The organism is Pseudomonas sp. M1 (assembly GCF_022760135.1).
Lineage (GTDB): Bacteria > Pseudomonadota > Gammaproteobacteria > Pseudomonadales > Pseudomonadaceae > Pseudomonas > Pseudomonas citronellolis.
The window spans coordinates 3,402,002-3,418,316 of sequence record NZ_CP094343.1 but is presented as its reverse complement, the minus strand read 5'-3'; the positions used below and the strand labels follow the sequence as shown (position 1 = coordinate 3,418,316).

12 protein-coding genes are annotated in these 16,315 nt (G+C 63.9%); 6 read left to right on the top strand and 6 right to left on the bottom strand.

The window, feature by feature from the left end; genetic code table 11:
• Positions 1–113: 113 nt before the first annotated feature.
• The 3 genes from PM1_RS15120 to PM1_RS15110 are packed head-to-tail and all read left to right on the top strand — an operon-like array spanning position 114 to position 5,065.
• A complete protein-coding gene (locus tag PM1_RS15120) occupies positions 114–2,180 on the top strand; it encodes an ATP-dependent nuclease (RefSeq protein WP_084229711.1) in 2,067 nt (688 codons plus the stop codon).
• The gene (locus tag PM1_RS15115; protein WP_009621997.1) at positions 2,177–4,180 is read left to right on the top strand and encodes a UvrD-helicase domain-containing protein; all 2,004 of its coding nucleotides are present in this window, start codon (positions 2,177–2,179) and stop codon (positions 4,178–4,180) included. Before PM1_RS15120 ends, PM1_RS15115 begins: the two co-directional genes overlap by 4 nt.
• Positions 4,181–4,228: 48 nt before the next feature.
• Positions 4,229–5,065 carry a hypothetical protein gene (locus tag PM1_RS15110; protein ID WP_173427914.1) on the top strand — a complete coding sequence of 279 codons (837 nt, stop codon included), beginning with the start codon at positions 4,229–4,231 and terminating at the stop codon, positions 5,063–5,065.
• Positions 5,066–5,183: 118 nt separating this feature from the next.
• Here PM1_RS15110 and PM1_RS15105 read toward each other — a convergent pair whose 3' ends face one another.
• Together PM1_RS15105 and PM1_RS15100 are read right to left on the bottom strand one after the other, a co-directional pair.
• Positions 5,184–5,561 (bottom strand): hypothetical protein, encoded by a 378-nt coding sequence (locus tag PM1_RS15105; RefSeq protein ID WP_238603258.1) that lies wholly within the window; start codon positions 5,559–5,561, stop codon positions 5,184–5,186.
• Positions 5,562–5,952: 391 nt separating this feature from the next.
• The gene (locus PM1_RS15100; protein ID WP_024128920.1) at positions 5,953–6,102 is read right to left on the bottom strand and encodes a hypothetical protein; all 150 of its coding nucleotides are present in this window, start codon (positions 6,100–6,102) and stop codon (positions 5,953–5,955) included.
• Between the two features lie 211 nt (positions 6,103–6,313).
• On the opposite strand from PM1_RS15100, the gene PM1_RS15095 reads away from it, so the two are divergent.
• The 3 genes from PM1_RS15095 (at position 6,314) to fhuE (ending at position 10,329) form a co-directional block, all read left to right on the top strand.
• On the top strand, positions 6,314–6,838 hold the full coding sequence (locus tag PM1_RS15095; RefSeq protein ID WP_009622003.1) for a sigma-70 family RNA polymerase sigma factor: 525 nt from the start codon (positions 6,314–6,316) through the stop codon (positions 6,836–6,838).
• The gene (locus tag PM1_RS15090; protein ID WP_306153370.1) at positions 6,805–7,803 is read left to right on the top strand and encodes a FecR domain-containing protein; all 999 of its coding nucleotides are present in this window, start codon (positions 6,805–6,807) and stop codon (positions 7,801–7,803) included. The genes PM1_RS15095 and PM1_RS15090 overlap by 34 nt, the downstream gene beginning before the upstream one ends.
• A 99-nt stretch (positions 7,804–7,902) precedes the next feature.
• Positions 7,903–10,329 (top strand): ferric-rhodotorulic acid/ferric-coprogen receptor FhuE, encoded by a 2,427-nt coding sequence (gene fhuE, locus PM1_RS15085; protein ID WP_009622007.1) that lies wholly within the window; start codon positions 7,903–7,905, stop codon positions 10,327–10,329.
• Between the two features lie 549 nt (positions 10,330–10,878).
• Here fhuE and PM1_RS15080 read toward each other — a convergent pair.
• From PM1_RS15080 to pvdQ, 4 genes are all read right to left on the bottom strand, one after another.
• Positions 10,879–11,871 (bottom strand): GNAT family N-acetyltransferase, encoded by a 993-nt coding sequence (locus PM1_RS15080; RefSeq protein ID WP_009622009.1) that lies wholly within the window; start codon positions 11,869–11,871, stop codon positions 10,879–10,881.
• 57 nt (positions 11,872–11,928) lie between these two features.
• Entirely contained in the window at positions 11,929–13,251 is a 1,323-nt protein-coding gene (locus PM1_RS15075) for a lysine N(6)-hydroxylase/L-ornithine N(5)-oxygenase family protein (RefSeq protein ID WP_009622011.1), read from the bottom strand.
• Between the two features lie 159 nt (positions 13,252–13,410).
• Positions 13,411–13,713 carry a transcriptional repressor gene (locus PM1_RS15070; protein WP_024128922.1) on the bottom strand — a complete coding sequence of 101 codons (303 nt, stop codon included), beginning with the start codon at positions 13,711–13,713 and terminating at the stop codon, positions 13,411–13,413.
• 127 nt (positions 13,714–13,840) lie between these two features.
• Positions 13,841–16,129 (bottom strand): bifunctional acylase PvdQ, encoded by a 2,289-nt coding sequence (gene pvdQ, locus PM1_RS15065; protein WP_009622015.1) that lies wholly within the window; start codon positions 16,127–16,129, stop codon positions 13,841–13,843.
• Between the last annotated feature and the right edge of the window lie 186 nt (positions 16,130–16,315).

The following is a 16,315-nucleotide window of genomic DNA, read 5'->3' as shown; positions in this document are numbered from 1 at the left end:
CGTCGATGAATCGCGTAGCTCACACAGGTTTTTCATGGCATATAGCTAGCACATCCAGGGAGGGAAAGTGTCGGCCAGGCTGGCAACCCTCTGAATCAGGTGAGGGTAGCGCTTTGTTCCTTTCAGCTTTGAAAATCGAAAATTTCCGCCAGTTTGGCAATGGTGGCCATGCGTTGAACATCCAGTTCAACAAAGGCGTCACTGCTCTCGTTGGTGAAAATGATGCCGGTAAAACCGCCATCATTGATGCGATCCGTTACGTTTTACAAACCCGGGATGCTGAATATATTCGCCTGCAGATTGAGGACTTCCACATTGCCAAAGATGGCACTCAAGCGGAAACCATCACCCTCAGATGCACCCTGGAAGGACTGAGCCTTGCGGAACTCGGTGCTTTCGCTGAGTACGTGACCTACAAAGACGGCGTGGGTCGGCTGTACGTTCACTGGTCAGCTCGCCGCGTCGTCGCATCCGCCTCAACCCGCAAATGGGTCGATATCTCGGTTCGTTCGGGTGAGAACGGAGATGGCCCGTCTTTCGACATAGGTGTACGGCAACTACTGGCCACCGCATACCTGAAACCTCTGCGCGATGCGGAGCGGGAAATGTCCCCGGGCAGAAACTCAAGGCTTTCCCAAGTCCTGAGTAGTTTCCCCAATATTGATGCCGGCAGCTCCTTCGACCCTGCCTTACTCCCGGCTGATCTCGCTGGTGCCGAGGCTTTGAGTATTGCCGGCATGGGCGACTTTCTTCGCCACCTAGTGAACAGTCACAGCGCCATTGTCTCCGCTCAGAAAGAGATCAACGAGACTTACCTGCGACCGCTATCACTTGCCGGCCAGCCCCTCACGAGCCGCATCGGTTTCGGCGAGGCCGGAACGGACCCCGCCAAGCTGAAACAAATTTTGGAGCGCCTGGAGCTGGGGTTACTGGATCACACCACAGGTGAAGCCCGTGGAGTTTACGGGCTAGGCTCCAACAATGTGTTGTTCATGGCCTGCGAACTGCTGCTGCTCGGTAAAGAGCCTGATGGGCTACCGCTGCTCCTTATCGAGGAGCCCGAAGCGCACCTGCACCCACAGCGCCAGCTCCAATTGATGGAATTTCTTGAGGCCGCGGCCCAGCCATCCACAGACTTAAGGCCGGTTCAAATCATCCTGACCACGCACAGCCCTAGCCTGAGCTCGAAAATCCCCCTGCAGAACCTGGTATTGATGCAGAGGCAGCAGGCCTTCTCGCTAGCGGAGAACAAGACCTGCTTGGCAGCTGATGATTATCGCTTCCTCAGTCGTTTCCTTGACGTCACCAAGGCGGGCCTTTTTTTCGCAAAGGGTTTGCTTGTCGTAGAAGGCGATGCGGAAGCCATTCTGCTGCCTTCGCTTGCTCGGCGGTTGGGCCTGGACCTCACCAAACACGGCGTATCGATCATCAATGTGGGCGGTGTGGGGCTGCGGCGCTACTCAAAAATCCTGCAGCGCAAAGATACGTCGGAAGGCGAGATCACCGTGCCTACGGCATGCATCACAGACATGGACGTGATGCCGGACTGCGCGCCCGAGATTCTGAGCCTGAAAGGAGTGAAAGGGGCGGTCTGGCCAGACAAAGCCGACCGGCGCTGGCGCGCCGTGAAAGACTTTGGTGCTACCTCGTCCGACATTGAAAGAGGCCTCAAAGAGCATCGCGACAATCGAGCCGAGAGTGATGGGCAATGTGTGCGCACGTTCGTTGCCGATCACTGGACGCTCGAATACGACCTAGCGTTCAAAGGGCTCTCGAAGGAAGTCCATCATGCCGCTTACCTGGCCATCAATGAAGACAAGATCGACGAAGGCAAGGAAACCAAGACCAGCGTGTTGAAGAAGGCGCAGACGGCCTTCGAGAAGATTCAGACGGCCCATGCTACCGAAGAAGCTCGGTGCTCCGCGATCTACAAGCTGTTCAAAAGGGCATCCAAAGCGATTGCAGCCCAGCACCTGATCGACTTGATCGACCAGCGCTTCGATGACCGCTCCCTTGATGCTACAACGCTGCGGGGGCTGCTGCCCGCCTACGTTGTCCATGCGATTGAATATGCGACGCGGGGGGCAGCACTGACCAACACCAGCCCGGCTCACCCCACTATGGTACCCGCCGCACCGAATCCAGGATCTGCTGATTCGGTGAAAGAGGTCGCCAAATGACGTTCAGCCAACTGGTTGCCCCCATCACTGACGCCGATGTGGACTGGGTCATTGGGCTGATGGGGCTGGAAGTGCTGGACGAGCCCCGTCGTAATTTCTTGAAGTCCATGGATACCGTAGATGTGGCGGCATGTCCTGGTAGCGGAAAAACGACCCTAGTCGTCGCCAAGCTTGCCATCCTGGCCCGCCACTGGAAGAGCCGCGTGCAGGGGATCTGCGTGCTATCGCACACCAATGCAGCGCGAGAAGAGATCGAGAAGCGCCTCGGCGGCACCGAGGTGGGGCAACGGCTGCTGCGCTTCCCTCACTATATCGACACCATCCATGGCTTCACCGGCCGATTCCTTGCTTCGCCATGGTTACGCTCGAAAGGGATTGCGCTTCAAGCCATTGACGATGAGGCCACGCACAAAGCACGCCGAAGGGAACTGACGTACAAAGAGCATTTAGGTGCGCAAGTCGCCTTCGAGAAAAAATTCAAAAGTCTTTACAGCTTGCGGATCCGATCTGTCGATTTCAACCTACCACTTGGCGATGAAGATATTGGTTTTGCGCCACACACAGATACCTACAAGAGTGTGGTGAAATCGCTCAGCGGCGCAGCCAAGGCAGGCTACTTCTGCTTCGACGAGGTATTTGTGCTGGGCCACGCCTTACTCGATCAGGAGGCGAGCGTCGGCGCCGCACTACGTCTGCGCTTCCCATGTGTCCTGATCGATGAGATGCAGGACACTCAACCTGAACAGGCGGATGTGCTTCAGCGCGTTTTTCCCCACGATGATCCAGACGTCCGTGTCATTCGCGTCGGCGATCCCAACCAAGAAATCTTCGAGAAGAACAGGCCATTGCGGGACCCCTTCCCTGACCCAGAGCGTCAGTTGGAGATCGCCAGTAGCTTCCGCTTTGATCAGTCCATTGCATCGATCGCCAACCCTTTTGCGTATGCCCCTATTACAAATGGATTGATAGGGCTTCGGGCTCCGCGTGACGCAGGCAGTGTCCCTAACACAATCATCGTCTTCCCCGACGAGGATGCGACCGGGGTGCTGGATGAATTTGGAAAGCTGGTGCTGAAACATCTGCCGGCGGAATCCCGCAAGGCAGGTGTGTTCGCCGTCGGCGCCGTGCACCGGCTTGAGAACTACAAAGCGAACCAGTATCCGAAGGCTCTGGAGCATTACTGGCCATCCTACAGATCTGACACGACTAAGACGTCGTTCAATCCTCGCACGTACGCGGAAGGCGCCCACATTGCTCGTCGGTACGCGATGCGCGAATCCACAGCCTCTTCAGCCGTCGAGTTGTTGGCTTCATGCCTCGCCAACCTGGGCTCATTGGCGTTTCCTGGCAGCCAGGTGAAGCTGAGAGGCCGATATCACGCCTCAGTGGAAGAGAAACTCAAAACCAAGCCAGACGCCTTCGCTCGGTACCGCGAGTGCCTCCAGCAGATTCTGTTCGTGCCGTCGGAGGTCACTGAGCAGGATTGGGTCAAGGTCATCTCTCCGAAGCTCTTGTTGCTAGCAGCCGCTCTTCATGATTCCGAGGCCGTGACAGCGGATCGCCAAAGCCACCAGTACCTTGCTTGGGAACCTGCTCCAGCAGCCACTGAAGCCGGAGAAAGCGGAGGCTCCCTAATCAACACCTACCGATTCCAGGACGGTGCCGACGGCGTCGATATTCGGATGTCATCCATTCACTCGGAAAAAGGCAAAACCCACGCTGCGACGCTGATCCTTGAGACCTTTAGGAAAACCCACTTCATTCAGAAGCTCATGCCGTGGCTTGAAGGCCAAAAAGCCGCTGCCAAGAGACCACCGGACAGCGCCAAGAAAGACATGATGCTGATGTACGTTGGGATGACCCGGCCGACCCACATGCTGTGCTTGGCCATACGGCAGGGCTCACTGGGGGAGGGGGCGGCAGGCGAGAAGCGGAGGATGGCACTCAAGGCTGCGGGGTGGTCGATTTTGGAACTGGCGGCTCAGGGATCCGTGCCATAAACACTCCACGCGTTGGCGTACGTGCGACCTCAATTCCTTCCGACATGAATGATCAAGAGCAAGGACGCAGCAGCAATGAAACCCGAGATGTCTGAGTTTTCCTACGGCTTCGCCTTCACCAACGAACTGATTACATTGCCCGGCTCTCACGTCGTAGCCGCCCCCGAATTCCCTTCGCTGCAGAAAGAGGGCAAGCCTGGTGGCGGTTACGACGTCAAGATTCCGTTCGGATCACCGCTCTTCCTCCAATTCAAGCTGAGCCATTACCTGGAGCGTACAAACTGCAAGGAATACACTTTGATGGGAGGCGCCTACTACCGTTGGCATCTTCATGCCTTACGGCACTCCGCCCAGCATGATTTGTTGCTGGAGCTTGAAAGTAAAGGCAACGAAGTCTATTACGTCGCCCCAGGCTTCCACCAAACAGCAGAACTGAACGCGCATTACCTGTCGAAGCAGATCGTCAATCGCTCGTTCGGTTTCCGCCCAGGTGATATCGGCGTCTTGCCCGATGAAAATGAGCACTACGTCGTGTTCAACAGCCTTCCCATGGCATACCGATGCTCAGACGAACCATCGCTAGTCAAAACTCAGCTGATGGCGGATCTCCTAGGAGTAGCTCAGGACCAACGTGCTACTCGGGATCTCAATGAAGCCGGGATTCGTCAAATTGGTCAGACAATCGTGGACGTGCTTCGTAAGAGCAGAACGCGTCGCTCACTCGTTGGCCACAAGTCGGTCAATCCGGATGAGGTAGCGCGGGCAATCGATGACCAGCCTACGTTGAGGACGCTTGCATTTATATCTCGCACAGTTCTGGACTCTGAACTGCTCATCTTAAGGAACGAGCCAACGGTCAAGCGCATCAGCCGTAGGCGGGGGTGAGTGGGTTTTGGGGGCGGATTCGGTGGTGGCCCGCAAACGGTGCGTGCCGCAGTGGTGTTGCATCAGGAATCGGCCAAGGTGTTGCATACACTTTGTTATACACCTCATCCCTCTGGTCTCAGCATTGATAGATGACGCGTCTGTCAATCCATTGGCCGCTCATTTGCACGGCGTCATCGCCGTCGACGTATCGACGCCCACTCTCAACGAGGAATTGGTAGCGAAGCCAAACGGCGTAGCCGTCCAGCACGGCCAGGATAGACTCAAAGCGGCACGCCAGGATGGCCTCATCGATACTGAGGCTGCGGCTCTCCGCATAGATATAGAACGCCTGGATAGCTCTCAGGTGCGCTGCAGCGGTGTTATAGGCACGGTACTTGAGTTTGAGTTGGACATAGAGAAACGGAACGAGCACCGGTAACGGCGCAGCAGCGCCATCCTGCACCAGCAGTGGCATTCGACTGCCTGCAGACAGGCGACACTGAATCAGTTTCATCGCAGGTCCCCATGAACAACTGAACATAGCCCGTTAGCAAGCATGGACGTGGAATGGGGGTGGGTCGAATCAAGAGCTTGTAAAGCTCATGAACATTATGAACATTATGAACATGGCTTATCGTTTAACATAATATACATTATGCGAAGTCATGGATAAGCGCAGCTGCAGATGGCCCCTGCAGAATTCACCAGGGAAAACCGCTCGTTTGCCCGTCTCGGCATCTTTCCTGAGTCGATCCGTCGATCTGCCTTGGCAGCTCCGCTCGATCGGCATTCATGTCCGCACCTGGCCTCGCTCCCGGTTACGAACCGACTTCGTATTCCCAGTCCGCCAATCTGAAGCTCGATCTCTGCGGAACTCAGGCGACGGCTCGAAAGGCTCCGTCCGGCTAGGCCGCCAGCGTGTCCAGCCAGGCCTGTTCCACCTCGCGCCGGCGCCACAGGTCGATGCATATCCCGCGGGCCATCGTGCGCAGGTTGGCACGCGCATCCACCGGGCTGGAGAAGCCGTGCGAGGCAGGCTTGAGCAGCAGGCGCAAAACACGTCAGGGGCCATGCCCGCTGCATCGGCTGCATTGCCAAGGCGCTTGTGCAGTCAGCCCTTGAGCCAGCCTTATCATTTACAGCCTGGCTGACGCCCGCAAAACAAGCCTGCCAGGCAGGCATCCCCTCTTCCGTGCCAGCCTTGCCGGACGCCTGGCGAAAATCATAAGATGGTAATAAGTCTCAATTTCACAACCCGGGCTATCCATGTCGGCATCGCGTACCAGGGAATTGGTGAGTCACCTCTATCAAGACAATCACCGCTGGCTGCTCGGCTGGTTGCGGCCGCGGGTCAACTGCACCGAGCTTGCCCGGGACCTGGTGCAGGATGTGTTCATCCGCATCCTGACCGCGCAGGACGCCCCGGATCGTCTGCAGGCAGTACGCGAGCCCCGGGGCTACCTGGCCACCATCGCGCGTAGGCTGATGATCGACCACTATCGGCGCGACCGCCTGGAGCGCGCCTGGCTCGCGGAGCTGGCCGGCCAGCCCGAGGCGCTGGAAATCAGCGAAGAGGACCGGGCCATCCTGCTCGAAACGCTCTGCGAGCTGGACCGTATGCTGGCCGGGCTGGGCCCGAAAGTGCGGCGCGCTTTCCTGCTCTCCCAACTCGAGGGCATGACCTACCGGAAGATCGCCGAAGCCGAGGACCTCAGCGAGGTCACCATCACCCGCTACATCGCCAAGGCCACCCATCACTGCATGCTCTTCCGCCTGGGAGCCCTGCCCTGAGCCTCCTGGACCGCCTCGACCGGCAGCAGCGCGAAGCACTGGAGCAGGCCGCCACCTGGCACAGCCTGCTGCAGAGCGAACGCGCCACCGAGCACGACCGCAACGCCTGGCAGCGCTGGCTGGAAGAGCGCGGCGAGAACGCCTGGGCCTGGCGCCAGGTGGAGCTGACGCTCGGCCAGTTCGGCCGCCTGCCCGCTTCGCTCGCGCCCCGGGCCCTGCTCCAGGCCGAGCGGAACGGACGCCTGAACCGGCGCACGCTGCTCAAGGGCTTCGTGCTCGTCGCGGGCGGCACGGCGCTGGGCTATGGCGGCCTGCGCTACAGCAGGACGGCGGGCTGGGATGCGGACCTGCGCAGCCCGCTGGGCGAACGGTTCAGCGCCACCCTGCCGGACGGCACCCGCGTGCAGCTCAACAGCGACAGCGCGGTGGATGTCGCCTATGACGCCCACCAGCGCCAGTTGATCCTGCGTCGCGGCGAGCTGCTGGTGACCACGGCCCCCGACAGCCTGAACCGCCCCTTCCTGGTCCAGGTGCCGCAAGGAACGGTGCAGGCGCTGGGCACCCGCTTCGCCGTGCGCCTGCAGGACGACAGCGCCCAGGTCGCGGTCTTCGAGCACCGTGTCCGCCTCACGCCGGCCCACGGCCAGCCGCTGTTGCTCGAGGCCGGCCAGCAGTGCTCGCTCAGTGCCGATGCTGCCGGCAGGCCTTTCCCCGTTTCTCCGGGCCAGGATGCCTGGAGCAGCGGGCTGCTGGTCGCCAACCGGCAGCGGCTGGATGAGTTCCTGACCGAGCTGGCTCGCTATCGCAGCGGCTGGCTGCACTGCGACCCCGCCATCGCGGGGCTCAGGATCAGCGGCACCTTCTCCCTGGACGACACCGACAAGGCCCTGCGGGCGGTGGCCTCCAGCCTGCCGGTGCGGGTCGTCCAGCGCACCCGCTATTGGGTCAAGGTCGTGCCTCGCTGAAAATTTCTGCGGGCCGCTGATAGGTTTCCCCGTGCTCCTTCGACTCATCAAGCAGAGGGCAAACGCCCCACTGCCAACCTGGAAGAGCACGACACCACCATGAGAGCACCCTTCGCCCCACGTCCCCTCCCCCTGGCGCTGGCCCAGGCTCTGCTGTTTTCCGCCGTACTGGGCCTGGGCGTCCCCGCCCAGGCCGAGCCCGATGGCGCCGACGTGCGCGAATACCACATCGGCAAAGGCGACCTGGGCGCAGTGCTGACGCGCTTCGCCACCGAAGCCAAGGTCCTGATCTCCTTCGACCCGGCGCTGACCGACGGCCGCGTGAGCCACGGCCTGGACGGCCGCTACAACGTGCAGCAAGCCCTGCAACGGCTCCTCGATGGCTCCGGCCTGCAGGCCGTGCAGGACAGCGACGGCCGCTACACCATGAAGCCGGTCTCGGAAGAGCCGGTGAACCTGGGCGTTACCCAGGTCATCTCCAGCCCCCTGGGCACCACCACCGAAGGCACCGGCTCCTACACCACCGGCGCCACCGCCGCCGCCACCGGGCTGCCGCTGTCGACGCGCGAGACGCCGCAGTCGGTGAGCGTCATCACCCGCCAGCGGATGGACGACCAGAACATGACCACCCTCGGCGACGTGCTGGCCAACGCGCCGGGCATCTCCGCGCCGCAACTGGATAGCGAGCGCACCGTCTTCGCCTCGCGCGGCTTCTTCATCAACGACCTGCAGTACGACGGCATCTCCAGCTACTACAAGAGCAACTACGCCGCGGGCGAGTCCGAGCTGGACGCCATCATCTACGACCGCATCGAGATCGTCCGCGGCGCCACCGGCCTGCTCACCGGCGCCGGCGAGCCCTCGGCCTCGGTCAACCTGGTGCGCAAGCGCGCCGACAGCAAGGAGTTCCGCGGCGAGGCGCAGGTCAGCGCCGGCTCCTGGGACAACTACCGCAGCACCCTGGACCTGTCCGGCCCGCTGACGCCCACCGGCAACGTGCGCGGCCGCCTGGTGGGCGCCTACCAGGACAAGAAGAACTTCTTCGACCGCTATTCCCGCGAGGGCCACGTGATCTACGGCGTGGTCGACGTGGACCTGACCGACGCCACCACCCTGAGCCTGGGCGCCAGCTACCAGAAGTCCGACGCCGACGGCCTGACCTACGGCGGCGTGCCGCTGTGGAACAGCGACGGCTCGAAGACCCACTACAGCCGCTCGTTCAGCATCGCGCCGAAGTGGAACACCGAGGAAGTCGAGGTCAAGAACTTCTTCGCCAACCTCGAGCACCGCTTCGATAACGACTGGCAGGCGCAGTTCCGCGTCATGCACAACCGCAACGAAGTGGACAACGCGCGTATCTTCAACTGGGGCTTTCCCGACACGGAGACCGGCCTGATCGACGCCGAACCCTCGCAGTCGCGCTTCCCCGGCGAGCGCAAGCAGCAGAGCACCGACCTGCGCCTGTCCGGCCCGTTCGAACTGTTCGGCCGCACCCACGAGGCCGTGGTCGGCGCCACCTACTTCGACCACAAGTACTCGTTCGACTGGATCGGCAACAAGACGCCCTGGCAATCCCCGGTCAGCGTGTACGACTTCGGCCACGTGGCGGAACCGGAGTGGGACTACGAGAACCGCGAACTCTCCGAGCGCAACCACACCAAGCAGAAGGCCGGCTACGCCGCCCTGCGCCTGTCCCTGGCCGACCCGCTGAAGCTGATCCTCGGCGGCCGCTTCACCCAGTACGACCGCGAAGGCGCCGGTTGGGCCTCCTCGGGCGAGTACGACTACAGCGACCACAAGTTCATCCCCTACGCCGGCCTGGTCTACGACCTGAACCAGAATTACTCGCTGTACGCCAGCTACACCAGCATCTTCAACTTCCAGGACTACCGCGACCGCAACGGCGCCTGGCTCGACCCGGTCACCGGCGACGCCTACGAGGCCGGCATCAAGGGCGAGTTCCTCGACGGCAGGCTGAACGCATCCCTGGCCGCCTTCCGTATCGTCCAGGACAACCTCGGCCAGCAGGACGTCGGCTACTCCGTGCCCGGCAACCCCGACAGCCCGGCCTACTACGCCACCGACGGCGCCACCTCCAAGGGCGTGGAGTTCGAACTGTCCGGCGCCCTCACCGAGAACTGGAACGCCTTCTTCTTCGCCACCCACTACAGCGCCAAGGACTCCGACGACAACGACGTGAACACCCAGCTGCCGCGCACCATGGCACGCCTGTTCACCACCTACCGCCTGCCGGGGCAATGGAAGCAACTGACGGTGGGCGGCGGCGCCAACTGGCAGAGCCGCATCTACTACGACGGCGTAGGGCCCCAGGGCCAGCGCCAGGAGCAGTCCGACTACCTGGTCGCCAACCTGATGGCCCGCTACGACATCACCCCGCAGATCTCGGCGCAGCTGAACGTCAACAACCTGTTCGACGAGAAGTACCAGACCGCGGTGAACTGGTACGGCCAGGGCGTCTGGGGTACCCCCCGCAACGTCCTGGCCACCTTGAACTACAAGTTCTGAGCGGCGAACGACAAAGCCCTGGGCGCTGTTCAGTCAAGGAAGAATGCCGTTTCTCTTTATGAGGGGAACGGCATTTTCATGTGGGGTGGGGTTGGGGGCTTGGTGTAGCGCGCCGCTCCGAGCGCTCGGATGTTTCTCTGGAAATCCGTAGGGCGCATAACGCCTACGGCGTTATCCGCCGAATCGCGGACAGAGTCCGCTCCTACGGTTCCAGGAAGCACGGGCGTAGGAGCAACTGTCTTGCCGGCTGCGCCAAGGCGCGCTTCAACGGATGGGTTGAGCCTTGGCGAAACCCATGCGGTCATGCTGATGGGTATCGCTTCGCTCAACGCCATCCTACGGGGCTGATGTTTGCCGGAGGGCGTAGGAGCGGACTTTGTCCGCGATTGGATTCAACGCCCCCGCCGGCCCCCCCCCGGTGGCACGAATGGCCCCCTCTCCCGCTTGCGGGAGAGGGCTGGGGTGAGGGTGCGCTTTAACCTCTGCCTCAACACCGTCGTAAACCCGTAGCCCCGTAGAAAAGCAGGCCCCCGCCTGGAGCTGAGGCGGTCAGCGCAGCGCGCAGCGCTCGAAGAAGTTCTCCCGGCTCTGCACCATCAGCGCCGCGCGCTTGTGCGGGAAGTCGAATTCCTTTTCCCGCCAGAAGCCCAGGCGCTGCATGTGGCCGATCATGCGGGCGTTGTCCGCGCGGGGCTCGGCGACGATGCGCTGGCTGCGCGGTTCGTCCAGCAGCAGGTAGTGGACCAGGGCATCCAGCCAGCTCTGTACCTTGTGCGGGCCGCGCTGGCTGTCTTCGCCCACCAGCATGTGGATGCCGCGGTCGTAGTCGTCCGCTGCGTAGAACGGCGCGATGCGGTCTTCCTTGGCCCAGTAGGCTTCGAAATAGGCGAAGGGCTGGTCGTCGAAGCAGCCGATCAGCGTCAGCGCGTGAGGATCGAGCGCGAGCTTTTCCAGGTAGGCCCGGTGCTGCGCGAGGCTGCCGCCCTCCTGCCAGAACTCCAGCACGCGCGGGTGATTCTGCCAGCGGTTGAAGCGCTCCAGGTCGGCGTCGATATCCAGGGTGCGCAGGGATATCCAGCTTCCCAGGCGGACATCGAAGCGCCGGTAGACCTCGCCTTCGGGCTTGGGCGGGCGCAGCGGGTGGCGCTTGCCGGCGTCGATGCGGAACACCTGGGGGAACGCCACCTCGCGGGGCTGGTGCAACCAGGGCTGCGGCAGTTGCCAGAAGGCGCTGCGCTCCACTTGCGCCAAGCCGTCGCCATTGCGGCTGAGCAGCCCTTCGGCGTAGGCCTGCGCCGGGCAGCCGGCGCCTTGCAGGAGGATTACCTGGCGCTGTTCGTCATGGGCGAAGCACCAGTAGGCGAAGGCCCAGAGCGCGAAGGATGACACCTCGGACAGCAGCTGCCAGGTATGGCCATCGCTTTCCAGGGCGAGCAGCGCCGCGCCATCGAGGGACAGCGTCAGGCGTCGCCCATGCGTCTCGGCACTCAATTGGCGGCCGTCGGGCAGTGGCAGGATGGATTCGGGAAGCGGACTGGACATGCGGATACTCTCGCTTGGAGGCGCCGCCCCGATGGGGGCGGCAACGGGCCCATGGGCTCAGGCGGTCTCGGCGGCGACTGTGCGAGCTGCCGGCTGCGCCTGCAGGTGCCGGAACAGCGACGCGGAAATCTCCTCGGCGCGGGCCGGCAGGACCGACAGCAGGGTGTCGCTGAGGCCGTGGCTGGCCTGGCTGAAGCCCTGCAGGTAGATGGGCGCGCGCAGTTGCGCGTCGGTCTGCAGGCGGTAGTCGCGGTCGACGCGGAAGTCGCCCAGGTGCGCCTGCAGTGGCGCCAGCAGTTCGCGGTGCGAGTTGCGCTCGTAGCCGGTGGCCAGGATCACCGCGTCGTACTGCTTCTGCTCCACCTCGCCGGTGGCGCTGTCGCGCAGGCTCAGGTGCACGCCGGCGGCGTCGGCGCGCACGCCTTCGACGTGGCGGCGGCAGAGGAAGCCGTGGCGGGCCTGCCCGGAGACCTTCTGGCGGTAGAAGATGGCGTAGATGCGCTCGATCAGGTCGAGGTCGACCACCGAGTAGTTGGTGTTATGGTACTCGGCGATCAGCTTCTCGCGCTCGCTTTCCGGCTCCTGGAACACCAGGTCGGTGTAGTTTGGCGCGAAGATTTCGTTGACGAAGGGGCTGTCGTCGGCCGGCTTGAGCACGGCGGCGCGCAGGATCATGTCGACCTGCACCGAGGGATAGCTGTCGTTGAGGTCGATGAAAGCCTCGGCGGCGCTTTGCCCGCCGCCGACCACGGCGATGCGCATCGGCTCGTGGCGCACGCAGGGCTGTTCGGCCATGCGCTCCAGGTAGCGCGCATGGTGGAACACCCGCGCATCGCCGCGCAGGCTGGCGAAGGCCTGCGGAATGCGCGGCGTGCCGCCGGTGCTGAGGACGATGGAGCGCGCCAGGCGGAAGTTCTCGTGGCCTTCTGCATCGCGCGAGACCACCTTGAGCAGGTCGATGCCGTGGGCGCCGGCGACCGGCTCCACGCGCTGCACCTCCTCGCCGTAGCGGGCCTGCTCGGCGAAGTGCCGGGCGACCCAGCGCAGGTAGTCGTTGAACTCCATGCGGCACGGGTAGAAGGTGCCGAGGTTGATGAAGTCCGCCAGGCGCCCCTGGCTGTGCAGGTAGTTGACGAAGCTGTAGGGGCTGGTGGGGTTGCGCAGGCTCACCAGGTCCTTGAGGAAGGAGATCTGCAGTTCGCTTTGCGCCACCAGGGTGTTGCCGTGCCAGCGGTAGTCGCCCTGCTTGTCGAGGAACAGCGCATGGTAGTCGAGGCCCTCGCGTTGCGCCTGCTCCTGCAGCGCGATCGCCAGCGCCAGGTTGGAAGGCCCGAAACCGATGCCGAGAACGTCGTAGGTGGGGGTGATCATCTGGTTCATGCTGCCAATATCCTTAGCCCGTTTGCCAGGAGGCGCGACGGCGGTCCGCCGGCCCATGGGGACGCCGCATCGGCGCCTTGTTTCTGAAAGACGAGACCGCTTTGCGGAAATTTAGAATGCGTCTTATTAGCGTTTTCTGTAGGAATCTCTAGTGACGCATCACTGCAGGCGGCGAGCCTCGCCCTCTTCGTTCAGCGCCATGGCGAACGAGGGCGCCAGGCGGTAGCGGCGCTGCGCATCGCGCACCAGCACGCCGCTGCGCCCCAGGCTGCGCAGGGTGCTCTGCACGCAGGCCTGGGTGATGGAGTTGGTCGGCTCGCGCAGGCGCTGGTAGAGCTCTTCCACCGTATAGGCGTCCTGCTCGTGGAAGGCGCTCAACACCACCAGCCGCGGCAGGCTGGTGCGCAGGCCGGCATGGGCCAGAATCCGCCGGGCGGGCTCGCTGGCTCTGGATTGGGTCATTGGCTTCTCCTTGTCCCCCTGGGCCGGGCGCAGCCAGTGCTGCGGGTGCGCCGCCCTCCTCTTGCATGCTCGAATCCGTTGCGCAGGTGCCTGAAGCTCATTGGAAATCATGGGAGTACGCCTCCTTTCATTGCGCCAGGTGCAGCACCTGCAGGCCGGGGTCCGCGTCGATCTGCGCCTCGGTGAAGGGCAGCGGCGACCAGGCCTGGCGCGAGAACAGCCGGGTCTGGTCGGCGTGGTGCGGCGAACGCGGCTCGCTGGCCTGGGAGAAGGCCAGCAGCCCCTTGGCCTGCGGGCCCTCGGCGGTGAAGCTGACCAGTTGGATGTAGCTGCTGCCGCTCACCACCTCCAGGTGGTCGCCCTGGGGCACGCTCTGCATGGCGTTGTAGATGCCCAGGTGGCCGTCGCCGCCGGGGATCGGGATCGGCGGCTTGGCCGTGCTGCTGACCTGCACTTCGCCCCAGCGTTCGCGCTGGTCGAGCCCCAGTTCATGCACCTCTTTCGTCGCGGCCAGCAGCGCTTCGCGCACCTGTTTCGCCACTTCGGGCTTGTCCAGGGCGATGCCGCTGGGCGTCTGCAGCGGGCGCGCGGGGTCGAACGGCACCTTCCAGGCGCCCTCCAGGCCGTCGAAGTGGGTCATGAAGCGCTGGAAATAGACGAAGCCCGGGCCGGCGTCGAGGTTGGCGCTGCGGTCCCACTTGGCGAGGCTGCCACAAGCGGACGACAGCGCTGCTTCCTGCGCCTGGCGGCACAGTTGCAGCAGGTCAGGCAGCACCAGGTCGGCGGCGTAGACGTGGTTGCCGGTGACCAGCCGTTGCAGCAGCGGCTCGTCGATCGGCCCCTTGCCCTGCAGGGCCTGCAGTGCGAAGCGGGCGCGCAGGCCCAGGGGCTGGTCCTGGCGGCTGGCCAGCGGCGAGAAGCCTTCCAGCGGCGCCGCCGGGTTGGTCATCCAGGCGCTGTCGTTGGAGTTCTGCACGAAGTCGCGGCGCACCAGCGCCGGCAACTGCGTGGCCGGCTGGATGCCGGGCTGCGCCGCACCGGGGTCGCGGCTCCAGCCGCAGCGCCCGAGGTTGCCCTGCAGCGCCGGCAGGCCCTCGGCGACCAGCGCGGGAATGGCGCAGGCCTGCAGCTGCCCCGGGGTCAGGTTGGGCACCACGGACTGGTTCAGGTAGAGCACGTCGCCGTGTTCGTCGGCGGCCAGGGTATTCACCCAGGGAATGCCCTGCAGGGACTCCACGCGGTGGCGCAGGTCCGCCACGTCGCGCGCCTGGTTGATCGAGTACCACTGCTGCAGCACCCGGGTGTTGCCCAGGTTGGCGTCGCGCAAGGCATAGGCCTCGCCGGCGCTCCAGTCGAGCTTGCCGGGCCAGACCAGCACCGGGCCGTAGACCGACTCGTAGACGTTGTGCTCGACCGTCTGCAACTGGCCGCCGGCGCCGCGTACCTGGACCTTCACCACGCGCTTCTCCAGCGGCTGCCAGCGCCCGTCCAGGCGGTAGTGCAGCGGGTTCTGCGGGTCCAGCTCCAGGCGGTAGAGGGTGAAGTGGCTGGAGGTGTCCACCGTGTGCGTCCAGGCCAGGTGCCGGTTGAAGCCGATGTTCACCACCGGCAGCCCAGGCAGCGCCGCGCCCATGACGTCGAGCTTGCCGGGGATGCTCAGGTGCAGCTGGTAGAAGCGCATGGCGCCCTGCCAGGGGAAGTGCGGGTTGGCCAGCAGCAGGGCGTGGCCGCTAGCCGAGCGCTCCGCGCCGACGGCGATGGCGTTGCTGCCGCGTTCCAGGCGGAAGCGCTCGCGGCGCTGCTCGGCCAGGCGGAAGCCCTCCGCGCCGGTCAGGGCTGCACTGGCAGCGCCCGGCGGCGCCGCGGCTACCACAGCCTGGGCGAACTGGCCGACACCGCCCTCCACCAGCAGGCGACGGGTCAGGCGCACCAGGTCGCCGCTGTCGATCGGCTTCAGCCAGGGCTGGCCCAGGCAACTGGTGGTGTCGGCGCTGGCCTCGCGCAGGAAGCGGTTGAAGCCCGCCGCGTAGCCTTCCAGCAGTTGTGTCACTTCCGTGGACTGGGCCTTGCGGAAGGCCTCCACGGATTCCGGACGGTTGAGCCAGGTGAAGAAGACGTCCGAGGCGAGGTTGCCGACCTGCGCCGAGGACTCGCCCTCGGCGCCGAAATAGCGCGAACGCTCGCCGCGGGCGGTGACGATCTCGTCGGCCAGCAGGCAGGCGTTGTCGCGGGCGTAGGCGTAGCCGACGCCGAAGCCCAGGCCGCCTTCGTCGGTGGCGCGGATGTGCGGTACGCCGTAGGCGGTCCAGCGGATGTCGGCGGCCAGTGCGGCCGGGCGGGCGCTGTCGGCCTGGGCCTGGGGCAGCAGGCCGAGCAAGGCGCCGGCGAGGCCGGCCACGAGGGTGCGCTTTTGCATCGATTCATCTCTGTACGAGCGCGCCGCGGATGGCGCAGGACGACTGGGAGTCGCGGCCTTCGGCGGCATGAATGCTCCGCCCCGAACGCCGGCATTCAGGGAACGAAGCGCACCCGGGAAACTTTACCGACGCCCGCCGTAGGCGCCCCGGCAAGGCTGGATCGGGGTGGCTGGCGCCCGGCCGCG

Excerpts from the sequence above, each read along its gene's own strand:
- PM1_RS15115 (WP_009621997.1), top strand. The coding sequence starts at position 2,177 with ATGACGTTCAGCCAACTGGTTGCCCCCATCACTGACGCCGATGTGGAC.
- PM1_RS15110 (WP_173427914.1), top strand. The coding sequence starts at position 4,229 with ATGATCAAGAGCAAGGACGCAGCAGCAATGAAACCCGAGATGTCTGAG.
- PM1_RS15105 (WP_238603258.1), bottom strand. The coding sequence starts at position 5,561 with ATGAAACTGATTCAGTGTCGCCTGTCTGCAGGCAGTCGAATGCCACTG.
- PM1_RS15095 (WP_009622003.1), top strand. The coding sequence starts at position 6,314 with ATGTCGGCATCGCGTACCAGGGAATTGGTGAGTCACCTCTATCAAGAC.
- fhuE (WP_009622007.1), top strand. The coding sequence starts at position 7,903 with ATGAGAGCACCCTTCGCCCCACGTCCCCTCCCCCTGGCGCTGGCCCAG.
- PM1_RS15080 (WP_009622009.1), bottom strand. The coding sequence starts at position 11,871 with ATGTCCAGTCCGCTTCCCGAATCCATCCTGCCACTGCCCGACGGCCGC.
- PM1_RS15075 (WP_009622011.1), bottom strand. The coding sequence starts at position 13,251 with ATGAACCAGATGATCACCCCCACCTACGACGTTCTCGGCATCGGTTTC.
- PM1_RS15070 (WP_024128922.1), bottom strand. The coding sequence starts at position 13,713 with ATGACCCAATCCAGAGCCAGCGAGCCCGCCCGGCGGATTCTGGCCCAT.
- pvdQ (WP_009622015.1), bottom strand. The coding sequence starts at position 16,129 with ATGCAAAAGCGCACCCTCGTGGCCGGCCTCGCCGGCGCCTTGCTCGGC.